This window comes from Corynebacterium sp. Marseille-P8863 (assembly GCF_946902955.1).
GTDB lineage: Bacteria > Actinomycetota > Actinomycetes > Mycobacteriales > Mycobacteriaceae > Corynebacterium > Corynebacterium gottingense.
The window spans coordinates 1-19,692 of record NZ_CAMPQC010000007.1 but is presented as its reverse complement, the minus strand read 5'-3'; the positions used below and the strand labels follow the sequence as shown (position 1 = coordinate 19,692).

General features: G+C 61.0%; 15 protein-coding genes and 1 pseudogene. 4 read left to right on the top strand and 12 right to left on the bottom strand.

Annotation, left to right across the window (positions count from 1 at the left end):
* Positions 1–32: 32 nt before the first annotated feature.
* Positions 33–2,054, bottom strand: a complete 2,022-nt coding sequence (locus tag OVO38_RS06510) for a TPM domain-containing protein (RefSeq protein ID WP_267208034.1) — start codon at positions 2,052–2,054, stop codon at positions 33–35.
* Between the two features lie 56 nt (positions 2,055–2,110).
* On the opposite strand from OVO38_RS06510, the gene OVO38_RS06505 reads away from it, so the two are divergent.
* Complete coding sequence (locus tag OVO38_RS06505) at positions 2,111–3,382, top strand: deoxyguanosinetriphosphate triphosphohydrolase (protein ID WP_267208033.1); 1,272 nt, start codon at positions 2,111–2,113, stop codon at positions 3,380–3,382.
* A gap of 6 nt (positions 3,383–3,388) precedes the next feature.
* Here the strand turns inward: OVO38_RS06505 and OVO38_RS06500 are convergent, their stop codons facing one another.
* The 4 genes from OVO38_RS06500 to OVO38_RS06485 all read right to left on the bottom strand — a co-directional run bounded on the left by OVO38_RS06500 (position 3,389) and on the right by OVO38_RS06485 (position 7,581).
* Positions 3,389–4,318, bottom strand: a complete 930-nt coding sequence (locus tag OVO38_RS06500) for an ArsA family ATPase (protein WP_267208032.1) — start codon at positions 4,316–4,318, stop codon at positions 3,389–3,391.
* Positions 4,309–4,563 carry a cory-CC-star protein gene (locus tag OVO38_RS06495; protein ID WP_095275508.1) on the bottom strand — a complete coding sequence of 85 codons (255 nt, stop codon included), beginning with the start codon at positions 4,561–4,563 and terminating at the stop codon, positions 4,309–4,311. The genes OVO38_RS06500 and OVO38_RS06495 overlap by 10 nt, the downstream gene beginning before the upstream one ends.
* Positions 4,550–6,235 carry a carbon starvation protein A gene (locus OVO38_RS06490; RefSeq protein ID WP_122085152.1) on the bottom strand — a complete coding sequence of 562 codons (1,686 nt, stop codon included), beginning with the start codon at positions 6,233–6,235 and terminating at the stop codon, positions 4,550–4,552. The genes OVO38_RS06495 and OVO38_RS06490 overlap by 14 nt, the downstream gene beginning before the upstream one ends.
* A 110-nt stretch (positions 6,236–6,345) precedes the next feature.
* The gene (locus OVO38_RS06485; protein WP_267208030.1) at positions 6,346–7,581 is read right to left on the bottom strand and encodes an esterase-like activity of phytase family protein; all 1,236 of its coding nucleotides are present in this window, start codon (positions 7,579–7,581) and stop codon (positions 6,346–6,348) included.
* A gap of 144 nt (positions 7,582–7,725) precedes the next feature.
* Between OVO38_RS06485 and OVO38_RS06480 the strand changes: the two genes are divergently transcribed.
* Positions 7,726–8,577, top strand: a complete 852-nt coding sequence (locus tag OVO38_RS06480) for a hypothetical protein (RefSeq protein WP_095535454.1) — start codon at positions 7,726–7,728, stop codon at positions 8,575–8,577.
* Here the strand turns inward: OVO38_RS06480 and OVO38_RS06475 are convergent, their stop codons facing one another.
* Together OVO38_RS06475 and OVO38_RS06470 are read right to left on the bottom strand one after the other, a co-directional pair.
* Positions 8,578–8,841 carry a hypothetical protein gene (locus OVO38_RS06475; RefSeq protein ID WP_267208029.1) on the bottom strand — a complete coding sequence of 88 codons (264 nt, stop codon included), beginning with the start codon at positions 8,839–8,841 and terminating at the stop codon, positions 8,578–8,580.
* Complete coding sequence (locus OVO38_RS06470) at positions 8,834–9,226, bottom strand: ribonuclease domain-containing protein (RefSeq protein WP_095535456.1); 393 nt, start codon at positions 9,224–9,226, stop codon at positions 8,834–8,836. Before OVO38_RS06470 ends, OVO38_RS06475 begins: the two co-directional genes overlap by 8 nt.
* Before the next feature lie 236 nt (positions 9,227–9,462).
* Here OVO38_RS06470 and OVO38_RS06465 point away from each other — a divergent pair, with 236 nt between their 5' ends.
* Positions 9,463–11,184: a glycerophosphodiester phosphodiesterase family protein gene (locus OVO38_RS06465; protein WP_133064725.1), complete on the top strand. Its 1,722-nt coding sequence runs from the start codon at positions 9,463–9,465 to the stop codon at positions 11,182–11,184.
* Positions 11,185–11,387: 203 nt separating this feature from the next.
* Here OVO38_RS06465 and OVO38_RS06460 read toward each other — a convergent pair whose 3' ends face one another.
* From OVO38_RS06460 to OVO38_RS06440, 5 genes are all read right to left on the bottom strand, one after another.
* Positions 11,388–12,404 carry a LacI family DNA-binding transcriptional regulator gene (locus tag OVO38_RS06460; RefSeq protein WP_165765482.1) on the bottom strand — a complete coding sequence of 339 codons (1,017 nt, stop codon included), beginning with the start codon at positions 12,402–12,404 and terminating at the stop codon, positions 11,388–11,390.
* A 101-nt stretch (positions 12,405–12,505) separates the two neighbouring features.
* Complete coding sequence (locus tag OVO38_RS06455) at positions 12,506–13,378, bottom strand: glycerophosphodiester phosphodiesterase family protein (protein WP_095535459.1); 873 nt, start codon at positions 13,376–13,378, stop codon at positions 12,506–12,508.
* The gene (locus tag OVO38_RS06450) at positions 13,375–15,168 is read right to left on the bottom strand and encodes an ABC transporter permease (RefSeq protein ID WP_095535460.1); all 1,794 of its coding nucleotides are present in this window, start codon (positions 15,166–15,168) and stop codon (positions 13,375–13,377) included. The genes OVO38_RS06455 and OVO38_RS06450 overlap by 4 nt, the downstream gene beginning before the upstream one ends.
* A 12-nt stretch (positions 15,169–15,180) precedes the next feature.
* Complete coding sequence (locus OVO38_RS06445) at positions 15,181–16,221, bottom strand: ABC transporter ATP-binding protein (RefSeq protein ID WP_095535461.1); 1,041 nt, start codon at positions 16,219–16,221, stop codon at positions 15,181–15,183.
* A gap of 74 nt (positions 16,222–16,295) precedes the next feature.
* Entirely contained in the window at positions 16,296–17,345 is a 1,050-nt protein-coding gene (locus OVO38_RS06440) for an extracellular solute-binding protein (protein ID WP_205691103.1), read from the bottom strand.
* Between the two features lie 845 nt (positions 17,346–18,190).
* Between OVO38_RS06440 and dnaG the strand changes: the two are divergent.
* Positions 18,191–19,543, top strand: a pseudogene (gene dnaG, locus OVO38_RS06435) (DNA primase); the annotation flags it as partial.
* Positions 19,544–19,692 lie beyond the last annotated feature (149 nt).

The following is a 19,692-nucleotide window of genomic DNA, read 5'->3' as shown; positions in this document are numbered from 1 at the left end:
CCGTTCTAGCAACGGGACACCTGTCTGTGCTGCTAGAACGTGCCGCCGCGGCTAATGTTGCCGCCACCGCCACCGCCGGAGAAGCCGCCGCCACCGCCACCGCCGCCAAAGCCGCCGCTGAGAATCGCGCCCCACATGGCTGCGCGCGCGATGTCGCCGGCGGTCTGGCGGTTCTGCTGGGAGCGGTAGTGGTCCACGTCGTCCTTGGCCGCCTGGTAGGCGCGCCGCGCGGTGTCCGTGGCGGCGCGGGCGAAGTCGATCGCGCCGCGGGTGTCGCTGGTCCGCCGCTGGTGTGCCTCGGCGTACTGGCGCTGGGACTCGGCGAGCAGGGAGCGTGGGTGCGAGCCGATGATGCGGCCGCGGGAGCGGATGAGGTCTTCGGCCGACTGGATCTGGGTCGTGGCCACCTGCATTTGCTGGGTAAACAGCTGGAGGGCGCGGGACTGGTCGTTGGCAACACCCTTGGCGCGGTCCAGCTCGGCGTCGATGCGCCCATCCAGGTCCGTCAGCTCGGTGTAGAGGGCGAGCGGGTCGGTCTCAGCGCGGTCGCCCATCTGTGACAGGGCCTCGCGGGCCTGCGCGGCGATGGCGTCCAGGGATGCGACGTCGATACGCGCGCCCTGCTGCGTGGAGCCTTTAACCTGGTCGATTTCGCGCAGCTCGCCCTCGATCTCCTTGATCAGCGCGGGCAGGTTGTGCTGCGCCTTGGCCAGGTTGTCCTCGGCGTGCTCGATGGCAGCGAGGTTGGTGTCGGCGACCTTGACGGCTTGGGTGGCGGTGGCGAGGACGTCGATAAGCGCGCCCTGCTGGCCCGCGGGCTTCGCGGCGAGCGCGCTGGCCTCGCCGAGCTGCTGCTCGGCTTCCGCGAGCGAGGACTCGGCGACGTCGACGTTTTCATCGATCGAGTGCAGCATCCCCGCGTTGTGGCGGCTGCGCAGTTCCTCCAGCGTCGCTTTCGCCGGCTCGATGCGCGCGCGGATGTCGATGGTGCGGGCGCGAAGCGCGTTCACCTCTTCGTCGGCGCGCATGAGCGTGCCGCGCATGGCGTTGAACTCATCCGTCTTCGCCTTGAGCGCCTCCTCGGCCTTGCCGCAGCTGGAGATGATGTCAATGAGCATGGCGCGCTTTTCCGGCTCGGTCTCCGGGATGGCGTCGTAGAGCTTCTGGTGGGTGTGGAACGCGCGCTGCAGCGTGGAGGTCGCCTGGTTCATCGCCGAGGTGAACGGGCGCACGCGCTCGGCGCCGAACTCCGCGGACGCCACCTGCAGCTCCTCCTTGCCCTGTGTGATCGACTCGTCGGCGGCGACGAGGGCGTCGCGCGCCACCTGCTCGAGCGTCGGCGTGGGCAGGCGGCCGAGCGAATCGGTGTCGCCGGGCGTGAGCGCCTTGGCGGACTCGAGTTGCTTCGCGTTCTGCTTCTTGGTGTTGCGGCGCGACGCTACGTAGGCGCCGCCGCCGGCGAGTGCGAGCACGCCGACGCCGCCCGCGGCCCAGCCGGCGCCCGAGCCGCCATCGGAACCGCCGCTCCCGGAACCGCCCTTGCCGCTGATTGCGGCCTCAGCCGCAGCGGTGCCGGCGCCCGCCCAGTCCTCGGCGGACAGCTTCTCGTAGGCGGCCGCGTCCATCGCGTCGATGTCCTTCTGCGCCCAGTCGTTGCCGCCGAAGACGCCGTAGTCGCGCTCGTCGGGTGCGACGACCAGCACGGCGGTGTTCGGGCCGTTCGCGGCGGCGGCCTGCTCCGCCCACTGCGGGCCGGTCAGGTTGCCCAGCGAGCTCGTGTACACCACGCGCAGCGAGAGGTGCTTCTCCTGGCTCACCTTCGACACGGCGTCCTTGACGCTGGCCAGCTCTGCCTCGGAGAGCACACCCGCCTCGTCCGTGACGGGCTGCGCGAGCTTGCCCGGCGCCGTCGCGGTGTCCACGGCCTGCGCGAGGACGGGCGGTGCGTCGGGGGTTGGCGGGGTGGCGTGGGCGGCGGTCATGGGGGCGTCGATAAGCAATGCCCCGGCGATGAGCGGCGCGGTTGCCACGATGCGTAGATAGCGCGAATTCATGCCAACTAGGGTAGTCGCAACCGGGGAACGCGCGCTGCAGCCTTTACGCTTGGGGCGTGTACACCTATACAACTGAGGATTTCGCCCGCCGCGCGCCGGAGGCCCCGAAGCAGGCGCAGATCGCGCCCGAGCAGGACACGCGCGACGCCTTCGCGCGCGACCGGGCCCGCGTGCTGCACTCCGCCGCGCTGCGCCGGCTTGCGGATAAGACGCAGGTGGTCGGCCCCCGCGACGGCGACACCCCGCGCACGCGCCTGACGCACTCGCTGGAGGTCGCGCAGATCGCGCGCGGGATCGGCAGCCGCCTCGGCCTGCACCCCGACCTGTGCGAAATGGCCGGCCTGACCCACGACATCGGCCACCCGCCGTATGGCCACAACGGGGAAAACGCGCTCAACGACGTCGCGCCCTGCGGCTTCGAGGGAAACGCGCAGACCCTGCGCATCCTCGCGCGCCTCGAGCCCAAAGTGCTTATCGACGCCACCTCATACGGACTCAACCTCACCCGGGCCTCCCTCGACGCCGCCGTGAAGTACCCGCGCACCCGCACCAACGCGGACGGCACGATCAACCGCAAGTACTCGGCCTACGACGAGGACGCGGACGTGCTCGCCTGGGCGCGCGCCGGGCACACCGACGACCGCCCGCCGATGGAAGCCCAGGTGATGGATTTTTCTGACGACATCGCCTACTCCGTGCACGACGTGGAGGACGGCATCGTCTCCGGCCGCGTCTCCCTGCAGGTCCTGTGGGACTTCGTGGAGCTTGCCGCGCTGGCGCAAAAGGGTGCGGACGCCTTCGGCGGCACGGCGGACCAGCTCATCGACGCCGCCGATCGCCTCCGCTCCCTGCCCGCCATCGCCGCGGCCGCGGACTTTGACTTCACGCTGCGGTCCTGGACGGGGCTGAAGTCCCTGACCTCGCAGCTGGTGGGGCGCTACGTCGGCGCGGTCACGGAGGCCACGCTTGCGAGTCCAGCGAACCAGGAGCTCACCACGGGGCTCGGCCGGGCGCACGGCGACCTCGTCGTCCCGCCCGACGCGGAGGCCGAGGTCCGCCTGCTCAAGACGGTCGCCGTCCTCTACGTGATGGATCTGCCCGCCCACATCGCGCGCCAGGACCGGCAGCGCGAGCGCATCTTCCGCGTCCACGAGTATCTTCGCGCCGGCGCGCCCGGCACGCTGGACACCGTGTTCCGCGCCTGGTTCGAGGCCGCGGACACGGACCTGGAGCGCGAGCGGGTGATCGTGGACCAGATCGCGTCGATGACGGAGTCGCGCCTGGAGCGCGTGGCGGACAAGGCGGCCGCCTTCGACGGGTTCCTGTAGCTCCGCCTAGAGCCGCTCCGCGATCTGCCCGAGCACCTCGCGCGTGCCGATTTCGCCCGGGAGCCACGGCAGCTCCACCACCGGCACCGGTAAGTCCAAGAGCGCGAGCGCCTGCGCTTCCACGCCCCGCCGCCCCTCCAGGAACGCCCCCGCCTCATCCGGCGTGCGTCGGTTCACAATCGCGCTTCCCACGTGCACCCCGTTCGCGGTGAGCTCCTCGTAGAACTCCATCGACTCCATCACGGGCAGGCGCTCGGCAGTGAGCACGATGTGGAAGACGCACTCGGCGGGATCGGTGAGCACGGCGCGCAGGCGCTCGAACTTGCGGCGACGGGCGAGCAGCGTGGCGCGGATCTGCTGGTTGCGGCGGTCGACGGGCGAGCCGCCGTTGCTCGAGCCGCCCATGCCGCGGACGAGGTCGCTGAACTTGTCCGACTTGTCGCGCCGCTCGAGCAGCCCGTCGGTGTAGGCGGCCATGAGCTCCGGCAGCGCCACGAGCCGGGAGGTGTGGCCGGAGGGCGCGGTGTCGAAGATGAGGTGGTCGTACTCGGACCCAGCAACCAGGTCGGCGATGCGCTCGAGCAGCGCCGCCTCGTGCATGCCGGGGGAGTGGCGCGACATTTCCAGGTGCCGGTCCACTTCGCGGTGGAGGCGCTCCGGCATCATCGCCCGCATGGAGTCGCCGACGGCGCGCAGGTGCTGCTGCGTGATGGCGGCCGGGTCGAGCTCGATGGCGTCGAGGTGTGGTTCGAGGGTGGTGGGGGCGTCGTGAAGCATTGCGCCCCAGATGTGGCCGAGGTTGTGGGCGGGGTCGGTGGAGACGAGCAAGACGCGGCGACCGCGCGCGGCGAGGCGCACGGCGGTGGCGGCGGAGATGGTGGTTTTGCCCACGCCGCCCTTGCCGCCGAAGAACATGACTGGTGCGTCTAGCAGCATGAGATCCCGTCGAGTGGTGAGCGTTCCATGCCCATGCGGGTGTGCCAGGCGTGGAAGTCGTCGTACAGCAGCGGCAGCAACTCGAGCGTGTAGTAGCTGGCCGGATTGGGGATGCCGAGCGTTTCCGACGCCACGAGCAGCGTAAACAGGTCGTCCTCCTCGCGGGCTGCGCGGGCGAACTCGCGGCGGTACGGCGCCTGGTAGAACTCGCTGAGGCCCGCCCCGAGGCGCTTAAGCAGTTGCATACTCGTCGTCCCAGGTCATCGCGGGCTCGCGGCGCGCCTTGCTAATCGACGCCACCGCCTCAACCACCACCCACACGGCCGCAACAATGATGACGACGTCGATGCCCAGCAGCAGCCAGTTGCCGGCCTCAAAGAGCGTGCGCAGCTGCAGCACGGCGGCCCAGAGCGACATGAGGGTGACAAACACCAGCGGGATGAGCAGCGGCAGGGTGGGGCGGCGCAGCTTGGTCAGGATGACTACCAGGACGGACAGGGTGAGGCCGGCCATGAGCTGGTTGGTGGTGCCGAACAGCGGCCAGATGATCATGCCGCCGGAGCCGTCCATGCCGGTGGAGAACGTCAGGCCCAGTGCGGCGCCGACGGCGATGATGGTGGCGACCAGGCCGGAGAGCTTCACGCCCATGATCTCGGCGATCTCGCCGACGACCATGCGCTGCAGTCGCACGCCGGAGTCCATGGTGGTAGCGGCGAACAGGACGGCCATTGTGGCCAGGATGGTGGCGGACAGGGACGTCGGGATGCCGAGGCCCTCGTTCATGAGCGCGCCGCCGCCCTCGACGAACGCGTTGACGCCGCCGGCGTTCCACTCGTTGTACACGCTTTCCCAGTCGGCGAGCGTCTTGTATCCGGCGGTGGTGGCCACGATGGTGCCCAGGGAGAGCAGGCCCTCGCCGACGGCGCCGAAGTAGCCGACGAAGCGCGCGTCCGTCTCCTTGTCCAGCTGCTTGGCTGACGTGCCCGAGGCGACGATGCCGTGGAAGCCGGAGACGGCGCCGCACGCGATGGTGACGAACAGGAGCGGGAAGATGCTCGGGGTGCCGGCGGGGACGGCGTCATTGAGCGTCGGCGCGACGATCTCCGGGCGGACGATGAAGAACGAGCCGTACAGGATGATAAGGCCGACGAACAGCTGCAGGCCGTTGATGTAGTCGCGCGGCTGCAGCAGGACCCACACCGGCAGCAGCGAGGCGATGAAGGCGTAGACAAACAGCAGGATGATCCACACGCCTCGGTCCGGGATGCCCATGACGGTTTCGGGCAGGGCGACGGGGAAGCGGTCGCCGAGCACGATGAGCGCGTAGAGCGCGGCCACGCCGACCAGCGAGACCAGCGGCAGGTTCCACTTGAGGCGGTAAATCGCCTGGCCGATCAGGACGGCGACGATAATCGCGCCCCACGTGGGGATGACCGCCGACGGCGTGGCGATGAGCAGGTTCGAAATCACCACGGCGAACGCGGTGTTCACCATGAGCAGCAGCAGGAAAATGACCACGAGGAAGAGGTTGCGCCCGCGCGCGCCGATGTAGCGCCCGGACAGCGTGCCAATCGACTGGCCCTTGTGCCTTTGCGACGCCCACAGCGCCCCCAAGTCATGCATCCCCGCAAAGAACACGGTGCCGAGCGTGACCCACAGAAACGCCGGCAGCCAGCCCCAGATCACGGCGACGGCCGGCCCGATGATCGGCGCCGCGCCCGCCACGGAGGTGAAGTGGTGGCCCCACAGGACGTACTTGTTCGTGGGCACGTAGTCCACACCGTCTTCCATGGTGTGCGCCGGCGTGCGGAACGCGTCCGACAGCTTGAACACGCTGCGGCCGAGGAACCTGGAATACAGCAGGTAGCCGGCCACCATCATGGCGAGTCCGATGATGACAAGGAGTAACGAGTTCATACGCCAGCTTTCTTTCCGTGGTTCGTGTCACAACTGTGAGAAGTATGCCACACATCACACGGCGTGGTGCAAAGTGGGGGGGCGTTGCTTATCGACGCTCCCCCGCCCCCTTACGGCACAAGAACTGTGTGAAATAGTGTTGACTGTGTGTCGCTGAAATTGTCGTCGACAGCAATGTGGAGGGTACGGCGGCCGTCATCCAGCATTGGCCCCCATGAAAGTGCCTCGACGTTGTCGGGCTGCGGTGGGTTGTCGGCGAAGTCGTACACCAATTCTTTAGTTGCGAGCTGCTCAGTCCCGTCGAGCGTGTCCTTGCCGAGAACATCGTCCGCGCCGCTGAGTGTGAGTCGGTAAATCTCTCCGCGGACTTCGCCGCTTTTTCCCAGCTCAGGGTAGAACCCGCGCTCAAGGACATAGAGCGACCCGTCTTCTGCCTCGAGCACGGATGTGATTCCGCGACCGGGGTTCGCGCGTACCGCGTACTCGTGAGTGGCGTTTCCGTTGGCCAGGTTATATTCGGTGATGCGATTGACTGAGCTGTGCTTCGGATCGTTGCTGGTCCCGTCTTGCGCGAGCGCATTCTCATTGATTGTCAGCGCGGTTGTACCACCATCCGCCAATGTCATTGCTTCCGGTCCGTTGTTGTGGTGGATGCCCTTCGTGTCGTGTCCATCGGGGAAGTGGTATGCGGGTGGATTGATTCGGCGGACTTCGCGACCAGCAGCGGTCGACTCAATCAGTTGCGGTGGAGCGACCTGTCCCTCGCGCGCGTCTCCCTCGGTGGTCCACAACAAGTTGCCATTGGGCAGCTGGCGAATCTCTTCCGCGTCGATGAATTCGGTGTAGTCGGAGCCGTCAGGAAGCGTGAGGCGCACCTCACCTTCATGCGCGAACCTGCGATGATCCTGAGTAGTGAAGATGTATGCGCGGATAGGGCCGTGTTCATGCTTGTCATCGGAAATTGCGATGTATCGCCCATCCTCGAGCTGATCCATGCCGCTGAGCCCGCCGATCGCGGGGTCATGCTCAGTCGCACTGAAGTCAAAACGACTGACGTACTCTGCACTTGGGAGATCGCTGGATGACACTCCCTCTTCGTTCTTCTCTGCCCCTGCGGCCAGAAGCACCTGAATGGCTACAGTGAGCGCGCCGCCTATGAGCACGCCGATACCGGCAACGGCGGCGACAGCCGCCGTAACCGGCACCGTTACATCGCCTACGTGAAGCGAAGTGCCGTTCTGGCCGACCGTGACCGGAACCGCAGCACTCGGGTTTGCAGTGGCTGTGACTGGCGAGAGCGCGATCGAGGCTGAGACCCCTAACGCGATGACGGTACGACTACGCATGCGTGACTCCTTTGAGAGATACAAATGTAATATCTCACACCTTAAAACCGTCCCTGGAATATGCAACTTGGCCACAGCCACCGTTACGCTCCTACCGCAACTCCCGATACAACAAGTAGACGGCTCACAGAAAGGACACGCACCATGCGCACTTCATACCTCCCCGCCTCCTCCGCCGCGGCCCTCGCCGCCGCAGCCCTTCTCGCCCCGCACGCCACGGCCGCGGAGCTCGCGCCCAAGGGCGAGGCGTCCTGCACGCTCACGATGACCGCCGCCGAGCGCGCCTACGCCGACTCCTTCAAGAGCGAGGAAAAGGACCTGGGCGGCAAGCGGATCGCCGGCACGTGGGTCCGCGCCATCGAGGACGTCTACCCCGAGGCTAGCGCCTACAACGACATCGACCTCCTGCAGAAGGTCATGCCCCGCAGCCTGGCGGAGCACTACCTGGAGGTGCGCGGGTCCGAGTCCGCCGCCGACGTCCCGTTCGGCCCGACCGCCGAGGCGGTCGCGGGCCTGGGCGCCGTCAACGTCGCCGATACCACGGCCACCACCACTGCGGGGGACCGCGAAAACGGGCGCTCGCTGACGCAGCAGCTGCAGGCCGCGTTCCCCGGGCTGGCCAAGGACAAGGCGGATTCGCTGGCGTACGTGCTGCAAAACGACGCCACCGGCAAGTACTTCAACGACCGCCTGGCCTACCACCAGGCGCTCGAGCAGGCGGAGCTGCGCTGCCACAACCTGCTTGCCGGTAGCGCGAAGCTGGCTAACGTCGACCTGCCCACCGCGGATCCCGTGCAGAGCGCGCCCGCGCCGGGCAGCTCGCAGCCGCACCGGGGCGAGGCGTCGTCGGCAGGCGCGACCGCAGGCGTGGTGGTGTTCTCCCTGCTCGCGGCGCTCGGTGTGTCGCTCGCGGTGCTCGCTACGGTCGGCCCGCAGTTCGGGCTCGCGCTGCCGGAGTTCCCGGACCTTTCGGACCTCGCGAATATCCAGGTCTAGTTAGCGCACCAGCTCGACGCGGTTGTCGCGGAAGACGGCGGCGACCTTGCGCGTCTCATCCGCCGGCAGGTGCCAGTCGCAGGCGACCACGCGCGCCGAGCGGGCCTCGCGCAGCAGGTCGGCGAGGCCGTCGAGATTGCGCGGCGCCGGGCGCTCGGGCCCGAACACCGCGACGGAGATCGCCCCGGCGACGTCCGCGACCGTGTGCACCGGCGCGGTGAGCAGCACCGGGTTCCGGTTCCGTCCGTGTCCTGTCCTATACATCTTGAACCTCGCAGAAGCTCTCGTAGTGGTCGGCGGTGTAGTACCACACCTCGGGGGTCTCGTCGCCGGCGCCGCCGTCGTTGTCGCGGCTTCCGGTGATGATGCGCCGCGCGCCGCGGTGCGACACGCCCGGCGTGTCCACGGTGAACTCGCGGTAGAAGTTCAAGTCCTCGTCGGGGAGTACGCCCTCGTAGTTGCCAAAGCGGGCGTTGTCGTTGTCGGGGTAGGGGAACGGCCCACCACGCTGCACGAGCGAGATCGTCTCGCGGGCCTCTTGCGGGAGGTTTTCGCAGGTTGGGATGGTGGGGGACGCGGGGGCGTCGATAAGCGAGCATGCGCTGAGCACGCCCGCGAGTGCGACGACAAGCTTTTTCACGCCACGCATTGTCGCACACTACGATTGGGCGCATGGCAAGGGGCAGGATTCCGGAAAGCGACATCTGAGAGGCAGATACCCGTGACTTTGGCAACGGCGTCTAGCACCAGAATAATTTGGAGTAAATTTATTTGGAATCTTTCATGACCGACGCCTTGTCTGACGGTTAAAACGCCAGTATATGCACTTATCAATGGCTGCCTGAAACCATTGCGAAAACTCCTAACCGGTGGTCTTATTCTAATGTGAAGAAAGTCAGCATTTTTGCACGTCAAGTGGCAATTTTTACGGCAATTGCCCAGCTCGCCTCCATGACGGTTTCAGCAGATGCGGTGGAGACGTCACCTACTCACTCAATCGAATCGGTTTCCGAATTGCGCCTTCCCTTGGGTGATGCGCCAACCCCCTGGATTGCGGCCCACCGGGGCCAGTGGAGGGATTTTCCGGAAAACTCGATCCCCGGATTTTTAGCAGCGATTCGAGACGGAGCAAACATTCTTGAAACCGACATTCGGAGGACTGCCGACGGGCATCTCGTTTTGATGCATGATCCGACGGTCGATAGAACGACAAATGGAACGGGGGAAGTAGCAGACTTAACTCTTGAGCAGATCAAACAGCTACGATTACGACAGTCTCTTGGCAACGGACCCTCGGCGATCACCTCGTACGAGGTTCCGACCCTTGATGAATTACTCGACGCGGTTAAAGGTGAAAATGTGCTCATCGACCTAGACAAGGGTTGGGACTACCGTGAGCAGATGTACGAAGAACTATCTGCGCGAGACATGCTCGACTACGGGCTGTTTCAAGGCTCTCCCAACGTGCCCGACGCCGTTGCCTTCATGAAAAAGCATCCCGAAGCCTTCTATATGCACATCATCGGCGATGACATGGAAGACCAGTTCGAGCAGTTCGGCGAGTACACACCCGACATGATTGAGATCCCGTGGAGTTCGCCGGAAGACTTTCAGGGAACCGATGAGTTTTGGGAGAAAGTAGATGCAAAGACTGCGGTGTTTGCGGATTCAATGTGGAACTCGATCTCTGGTGGACATACCGATGAAGCCTCACTGCTAGATCCCTCAACAGGCTGGGGGTACCACCTGTCGCGGGGAGCGGACGTGATTCAGACTGACAACGTGAAAGCGATTTCGGCTTGGCGTAACGGAGCGGACGTAACTAAGAGCGGACTCCGCCCCGATTCAATTAGGGTTCAGGCCGAAGACTATGTGAATGACCCCGCTTTGTATTCGGATGCTGACTCGAAGAATGAGTGCTCGGCACCAGTTATACACCCAGAAAGCCCGGTTGATGCCTGCAACCTTGACGGAGCAAAGATTATTCAATACATCAGGGATGGTGAGTTCTGGGCGTTAGACTTCGATGTTCCGACCGATGGGGTGTATGAGTTGTCCATGCGTCAATCTTCAGATACCGAGCCAGGGGGCGTCGTAACAGTAGAGACCGAAGACGGTCAGAAGGGCGCTGTTCCGGCCCCGAACACCACTCACAACCGGAACTTTAGCGTGATTAACCTTGGGCAATTTCAGCTGCAGCGCGGAACAAATCGCATCACGTTTAGCTTCAGCCATCCTGATTACATGTCTGTGGATTGGGTGCAGGCAGATCCGGTCCCCGCGGGTTCGCAAGCACAGGAGACCTTGACGACGATCGCTACTGCATCCGCCCCAAGTGCAGAAACTGCAGTTACCTCCGTGCAGGCCACAACCAGTATTCCGGCCACTACCGGAGATAATGAGCCAAAAACTACCACGGTGACTGCTACGCCGGCCTCAAATACGAGCCACGAATCTAAGGGATCGGCGGATACTAGCAAAAACGTAGGTATCTTCGCTGGAGGCGCTGTCTTCGGAGCAATCGCAATTGTCCTCGCGATTATCGGTGGGGTTTCTGCAATTTTGAATAACATTGTCGACCAGGCCCGAGAACTGCTCGAAATCTAAAAGATTGAGCCTGCGCATTGCCTCGATTCAACAAGTTGTCGCTGAGGGGGAAAATCGCATGGGAACCACTTGAGGTGGCAGCCGGTCGGTTCTACCACAACGTTTGGGACTTTGCTTTCCAGCATAGGAGGGGTAGGCATTCTGCTCGTTAACCTGGGACCCTGTGCCCGACGTTGAACGTAGCCGTTGACATTGAACCGGAATTATAGGGATTGTTCCGGGAACTGGTGTGCTGTAGCTAGCGTCCGCCCTGGAACAAAGGATCCTAAAAGCGTTTCGTGGATAACTGCTTGCCTTGGGTTTTCTAATCGCGACCCCATTATATGGGCGGCACGTGCAGCAACTCCTTCCACAGGCAACCGCAGAGTTGCTAACCCGAAATGTTGCCATTGAGTGAAAACACCATCTGTTCCAGTTACACTCACTGCTTCCGGGATCTTCAGACCGGCCAAGCTGCAGTAATCAATGAACTGGAGAGCCCGGTAATCAACAGGGAACATAACGCAAGTCACTCGTTTGCATTGCACTAGCTCCAATACACGCTGGACAGTAATCATGCGCGTGGTGTCCTCGCTCGCTTCAACAACGGTGACGTCGGCGCCAGATCGTTTAAGAGTGCGGATCATGGATTGCGATCGGTGTGCCTCAGACGGAGAAATAGTGGGGGAAACGTCTACGACGCAAACAGACTGATGCCCGTAATTGAGCACATGATCGGCCATAATCCGACCATGTGCTTCTTCGTCGTAAGAGATGGCAGTAATTTCGTCGTGCAGCTCAGGCCGTCCGACAGAAATCATCGGGACTGTATCAAGGAGCGACTCGACGTCTGACGGGCGGATGGATCCTGTAGCGAGAAAGATGCCATTTACGCCTAGGCGAACAAGACGGTCAAGCGCAGACATTTCGTCCGCGAAATTTCCACGGACGGTGGGTGCTGCCGCGATGAGTTGGAATCCGTTTTCTTCCGACTGCTTTTGCATTTGCGAATAAAAGTAGCCGTAATATGTGCTCGCGGGGTTGCGCAACAAGAGACCAACCACTGGCACTTCGGATCTTCTTCCCGCAAGTGATTGTGCTGCAGCATTGGGGACGTAGCCGAGGGTTGAGATTGCTTCGTTTACACGAGCAATTGTGTCCTCGCTGACAGAGGAGTTTCCCTTCATTACCCGGGAAACGGTCGCACGAGAAACTCCCGCTGCGCGAGCTACATCATCCATTGTGACACGGACAGTACGGTAACGAGGGGAGTTCATCTGCGTTGTGGGAGCTATTGCGAGTTCTGATCAGTGCTAATTATAGCGACACCTGTTTCCATAACCTACATGCTTCCAGTTCGGTTCGACATGAAACGGTTCAGCAGCATCGGCCAGTCGGTTTGCACGATGTCCGCTCCGTGATCAATTAGCCGGCCCCAGCCCTTTTCCGGATCGTCCAACACTGAAACTTCATCATCCCAGCCGACAAAGAGCGGAACCCTGTTAGGGAGATTCAGAGCATTGAGATAGACAAGCAAGTTGTGGCTGTGCAGTAACTCCACTACTTCAGGTGAAGCCAGATCACAATCCATATTCTCGGCAACCAGCTCAACAGCGACCGTATTGATGTTGCGAAGTCGAAGGACTTCCTTCAGCTCATCCATAGTCTTCACAATCGGCATGTAGGGGTACTTCACCGTATGGTCTGCGAGCACGTCGAGGTGCTTAATAGAAACGGGAGATTTGAAAAAGACCCGATCAGCGCAGTCGAACTGGTCCATGTACGGCAACAGGTCCGTCCAATAGTTCCAGGACCGGTCGAGGTTGAGAATCGTGTCTGGAAAGGAGCGAAGGATCGTCTGGAGCTGCTCGAGGCCATATTTTTCTGCTCGGCCCGCTACGTACTGCTCATACTGGAGGGCTTCGATTTCTGCTGCGGACAAAGTAAGAATGTCTCGGTCCAACCCGAAGTATGTGCGCTCGAAGCCATTATGGAACACGAAAAATTCGCCATCTGTTGACCGAATGACATCAATTTCAACGATGTCTGCGCCGGAAACTACCGCAGCGCGAACAGCGCGTGCGGTGTTTTCAACAATGCTGCCAGCATTCTGTCCGCGGTGGACTGCAACCAGAGGTGAACGTGAGTTTGCTGACGTCAAGAGCCGCTGGTTGATGTGTGCGTAATCGCTTTTTCCGAGTGCGTTGAAAGTCATGCTGTCGCAGACTCCTTTACTTCGTTGGTCGTTGCGGTCCGTCGGAGATTTCCTCGTCGAAGTCGGTCTTTGAACTTGCGCGCCGACTTGTCGCTTCGTCCGTAAACGAAGTAGAGGACGAGGCTAGAAATGATCATCAGCAGCACTGTGTAGACAAAAGTCAGCGCTGTGGTGTCATTGAGTGTGTCTGATTCCGTAGCGTTATAGATGAAGATGCCTAACGGTTGATAGAACGGGTGCGCCAGAAAAATGGATGTGTCGTAGTTATCCAGAAGCGCGTTGAAGTTTCGAGCGGTGATTGCAGTAGCCACAGGCAGCACAATTGGTAGCAGGATTTTTCGGAAAATAGTGAAGTCGCTCGCCCCAAGAAGTGATGCAGCTTCCTCCAAATTGTCCGGGACACCGGTATATGAGGCCTTCAACATGCGGAGAGTGAACGGTATCTTTTCGATCACGTAACCAATCGCAAGGATTGAAAGCGTACCAGAGAGCACAGCTCCGAAAACTAGCGGTTGCGGCTTGCTGAAAGTAAGAAGTAATCCGAGAGCGATCATTGTGCCTGGCAGAAGCCATGGGATGTGTAGCAAGTACTCCAACCAAATTGTGAAAGTATTGCGATGTCTTTGCACGATTCGTGCGACAAACAGCATCGCAAACACGACTACGACGGATGCTACAGCGGAGTACGCGATGGAGACCACAAACGGTTTGATCGCATTTGGATCAGTAAAGATACGTGCGTAGTTATCGAGTGTGAAGTCTTGCAGAGTTAGACGGCCATTGCTGATCGCAGAAGCATTGGTAAACGAGAAGATTAGGATCAGCACAGGCGGAGTGACGTAGATAAGCCACAGTAGCCAGGCCAGAACGTGGACAACAACGTTTACGACAGGGTTATCGATCTTCTGCTTCTGAAGCGCTACCGGCACTTTGGAGACGGAGAAATATGTGCCGCCTTTTTCGACGCGGTTTAAGATTGCCAGCATCACAATTGTCATCAGCCCAAGGAACATTGCGAGAGTCGCGGCAAGGTCTCTTGAGCCGACGGACCTGGAGAAGGTCAGAATCATCGGTGAAATAGTTTGGAAGTTCTCGCCCCCCAAGATCAACGGGGCCGTCAGCGCTCCCAAACCGCCGAGGAAAGTAAGAATCGTGATGGCGAACACCATCGGACGGAGGACCGGTAAAACGACAGCTCTGAACACCTGAAAGGTCGAGGCACCCATTTGTTTTGCTGCTTCGATGGTTTGGTAGTCGATCTTAGAAATCGAATCGGTCAGAAAGAGTAAGTGACTGCCAGTGCCGGAAAACGTCATCACGAGGATTACCGCGAGCGCTCCTTGGAACCAATGACTGTCCATTCCAGGGAAAAATTGCATTACGCCGCTGGTAATGAATCCGTTGGGTCCGTAGATCATTTTGTATGCGGCTACGAGAACTACGCCGCCGTACAGTAGGGGCGTCGCAAATCCGGCGAAGAGGATTCTTGACCCTCTTATGTCGAAGTATCGAGTGACCAAGACGATGAAAATGCCAACGATATTGACTGTCAAGGAAAGCGCGAATGCAAGGATAATTGAATTAAGGAGCGACCTCATCGCACGATCAGAAGCGAAAAGCTTTGGGAAAACGTCGAGACTCCACTCACCGTTTGGGCGGAATACGGTAAGCAAGAGAGACAGGTTCGGCCATATGAGGAACGAGATGACGAAGTAGGCCATCAGGACCATAACCACCACATTGAGTGGTGACTTGAACATCGAGCGGATCGATAGAGAATTCTTGCTCATTGTGTGCTCCTACTATGAGACAACTCGTCGTTTATCAGCGTCGAAGCTTCGAATGTCCGCTGGATCGAGGGAAACATTGAGATTTTCTCCATCGATACCTGCAACCGTGGCATCCCGGACGCTGGTTCGTAGCGGTGCGCCAAATGCATCTATCTCAATCACTGAGTGATCACCGAAGTATTGCTTTTGGGTGATTACCGCTGGAACTAGAAGTCGGTTCCCGTTCATGGTCGATCCCGCCGGTTCTACTCGCAGACTTTCGGGGCGAACGTAGTGAGAGAGCTTTGGTGACAGACCAGCACCCTGGTCATTCAAGTCCCGTATCTGCTGTTCGCTAAGACGGTTGACTTCACCAAGAAATGTGCACACGAATTCGGTTTCGGATTGCTCGTATAGTTCGTGTGGCGTACCTACCTGCTCGATTCGGCCTTCGTTCAGCACGGCAATCCGATCAGACATCGAAAGCGCTTCTTCCTGGTCGTGCGTGACATAAACCGTCGTAATACCAACCTCAGACTGAATCTGCTTGAGCTGGACCCTGAGCTGTTTGCGCAGACGAGCGTCGAGATTCGACAGTGGCTCGTCGAGAAGTAAAATGCGTGGTTTCATCACCAGAGCTCGAGCAATTGCGACGCGCTGCTGCTGTCCGCCGGAGAGCTCAGACACCTGCTTGCCTAACTGATCTTTTGTGAGCGAAACTTGATTCGCTGCGTCGGAGGCACGTTGAGCGATTTCTGCCTTAGGCACCTTTGCCGTCTTAAGCCCGAACTCGATGTTTTCGCGGACATTCATTGAGGGGAAAAGCGCGTAGTTTTGGAAGACCATGCCGATTCCGCGCTTGGAGGCATGGGCGTACGTTACGTCCTTTCCGTCGATAAGAATTTTTCCGGCGCTTGGAGAGATGAATCCTGCGAGGGTACGCAACGCCGTTGACTTTCCACAGCCGGACGGACCAAGCAACGAAAAAAACTCGCCTTCGCGAATATCCAATTCAAAATCAGGAATTGCGACGAAGTCGTCGTAAATGACCTTTACGTGGTCGAAAGTGATCATGGAGGTCTCCGTAATTGTAAAAGGAAGAACCCCGTCTGCTAGGAAACGGGGCTTTGGACAGAGAAGACGGAGGTCTAGAGATACTGCAGCTCGATCTTTTCAACCCACGCCGACAAGTTTTCGGCGACGATCTGCCAATCGATGTCCTGTGCTGTGAATGAGTCAGTTTCTTCCACCGCGGTCTGATCAGCGTCAGCCAGTGCATCCTCATTGACGGGCGCAGTGAAGAACTCTCGAGACCAAGAGGCCTGAACGTCAGCGGAACCAAACCAGTCGATGAATTCTTCCACCTTCGGGTTGTCGCTTCCCGCGACCTTCGCAACGTGCTGTGTTGCCATCGGTACACCGGTAGAAGGGTGAACCGCGGAGGTCTTAATGCCGTATTCCTTTTCACGGGATGCCTTACCCGCGAGCCACATCTGGCCGGCATCAATTTCACCGCTCTGCATGCGGGCGTAGAGATCTGTGCCCTTGACGGACTTCTGGCCATTCTTGTAGTAGGCCTCGATAGCCTTCCAGCCCTCGTCGGAGACCCCCAGATCGCCGTTCTCATCCAGGTAACGGGAGAGGATGCCGGCGATGACCATCTGAGTCGTAGCGCCGCCCAGGCCGGATGCTACCTCGTAGCGGTCGTGGAAGCGGTCCTGCTCCCAAAGGTCAGACCAATCCTTCGGAGCATCCGCCTCGGTGAAGGCCGCATCGTTGTACACCAGCATGATTGGCTCACGGACGATCGGCCAGTATGTGTCATCGTCTCCCAAGCCAGCTTCCACCTTGTCAGACCAAGACGGGGTGTAGGACTCGAGCACGTCTTCGGCCTTGATGTTTTCGAAGTAGACGTTGTTCAGTCCGAAGACTACATCAGCAATCGGATTGGCTTTCTCCGCGACGAGACGGTCCTGGACATCGCCACCGCCGAGGTCGACGAATTCGATGTTGAATCCGGCCTCAGAAGCTTGATCGGTGAGCCACTCACCTCGGCCGTCGGAGGTGGAGTTTGAGTAGATAACGATCGGATCATCCCCCGATTCGCCATCAGACGAGCTGCAGGCAGCGAGGGGAAGTGCAACTGCGGCGACGGTAAGCAATGCAGCCACAGGTTTAAAGATCGACGGGAATTTCACTATTTTGCCTTTCGTAGGCGAACAGACAATGGACCAAGAAAGTGGTTCACTGGGTTTAGGAACCGCTTTGACGTGTGTGAACGCGCTTTCATGGAGCAATACTCGTGGATACTGGTGAACTCTCGGTTACGGATGAATAAATGCTCCGAAAACTTTTGAAAGCGCTTTCACGGACGTCACAGGCTTTTTGTTCCGGGCGGCGAAGGCGCCTTCCGCGGTGATGGGCAGGCGGTCGATTTTGGCCCGTGAACGTGCTTAGAGGAATCGCTCGTAACGCGGAAAGCGAATGCTGAAGTGAGTGACAGTGGTGGAAAAATGCGAGTGGACGCATCGCGCGGGCCTGACTTCTGGAGAATGACGTCGCGGCCGCCGCTGATAATTCACAGTGGAGTGATGCCACCGATGTAGCCATGAACAAACTATGCGAGCTTGGTCGGCGGTGATGCGGAGCGTGCAAACCGAGCCAGTAGTCCCTTGGCAAACTGGGGGAAGAGCCTGAGGCTTCACTCAGAAGTCGTGTATGGGGTCAACGATGGCTTCCAGTGCGTGGAATTAAGGACCGGTATCGGCATTCTTATCGCAGAGGTTTGCACGGCCATCTTCGGGTGGTTCGGCCCTAGGAAACTTATGCTTAATCCGGAATGACGTATACCGGCAATAGCGTCAACTCCACGACTATTCTCCCGTTTGTTGTATCTGATTGAGCTGTGAGCGCTATCGGTGCGGTCGCCGTGGTGGCGAAACAACGTCAGCACAAGAATCCCTGCAGAGTCGTAACCTGCCACGTCGAGCCCGGTACCGACACACACGTCCTTTCCGTACAAGACGCGGGATAGTATGGGCGCATGGCAAGGGGCAGGATTCCGGAAAGCGACATCGAGGCGATCCGCGAGCGCGCGGCGATCGAGGACATCGTCGGCGAGTACGTCCAGCTCAAACCGGCGGGCCACGACTCGCTGAAGGGACTCAGCCCGTTCAAGGACGAGAAGACGCCGAGCTTCCACGTCCGCCCCGCCCGCGGCTACTACCACTGCTTTTCCACCGGCAAGGGCGGCGACGTCTTCAACTTCCTCATGGAGCTGGAGCAGCTCACGTTCCCCGAGGCCGTCGAGGCGGTCGCGGACACGATCGGCTACCACATCAACTACCAGGGCGGATCCACGGGCGCGCGCGACGTGAAGCCCGGCACCCGCCAGCGCCTCCTGGCCGCGAACAAGGCGGCGCACGAGTTCTACCGCGAGCAGCTCGAGACCCCGGAGGCCGAGCCGGGCCGCAAATTCCTGCTCGAGCGCGGCTTTGACAAGGAGCTCATCTACCGCTTCGAGTGCGGCTACGCGCCCGACGGCTGGGACACCCTGACCAAGCACCTGCTCCGCCGCGGCTTCGAGGTGCAAGAGCTTATCGACGCCGGCATTTCCTCCATGGGCCGCCGCGGACCCATCGACAAGTTCCGCCGCCGCCTCATCTGGCCGATCAAGGACGCCGCCGGCAACACCATCGGCTTCGGCGCCCGCAAGCTCTTCGACGACGACCCGATGGGCAAGTATATGAACACGCAGGACACGCTCCTGTACCACAAATCGAAGGTCCTGTTCGGCCTGGACCTGGCCAAGCGCGACATCTCGGAGCGGCACCAGACCGTGATCGTGGAGGGCTACACGGACGTCATGGCCATGCACGCGGCGGGCGTGACCACCGCCGTGGCGGCGTGCGGCACGGCGTTCGGCGCGGACCACCTCTCCGCGATCCGTCGCCACATGCTGGACGACAGCTACTTCCGCGGCGAGCTCATCTACACCTTCGACGGCGACGAGGCCGGCCAGAAGGCGGCCATGCGCGCCTTCGAGGGCAACCAGCAGTTCACGGGGCAGTCCTTCGTCTCCGTCGCGCCGGACGGGATGGACCCGTGCGACCTGCGCCTGGCCCGCGGCGACGTGGCGCTGCGCGACCTGGTGGCCAAGCGCGTGCCCATGTTCGAGTTCGTCATCGAATCCCTGCTCGCCGACTACTCGCTCGACTCCGCCGAGGGCCGCGTGCAGGCGCTGCGCCGCACCGTCCCCGTCGTTGCCTCCATCAAGGACACCGTCCTGCAGCAGGAGTACGCACGCCGCCTCGCGGGCTGGGTCGGCTGGCCCAACCCGGACGAGGTGCTCGACCAGGTGCGGAGTGCTTCTCGACGCCCCCAGAAACCCAAGCGATGGCGAAAGTGACGATGAGGACGCTGACGGCTTGGGCGACGATGTGTACGGCCGCGTCGAACGGGAGCTGGGCGCGATCGCCGCAGGACGCGCGGGCCGCTACAACCGTCGGCCGGGGCGGCGAGGGAAACGCGCCGCCCGATCTGACG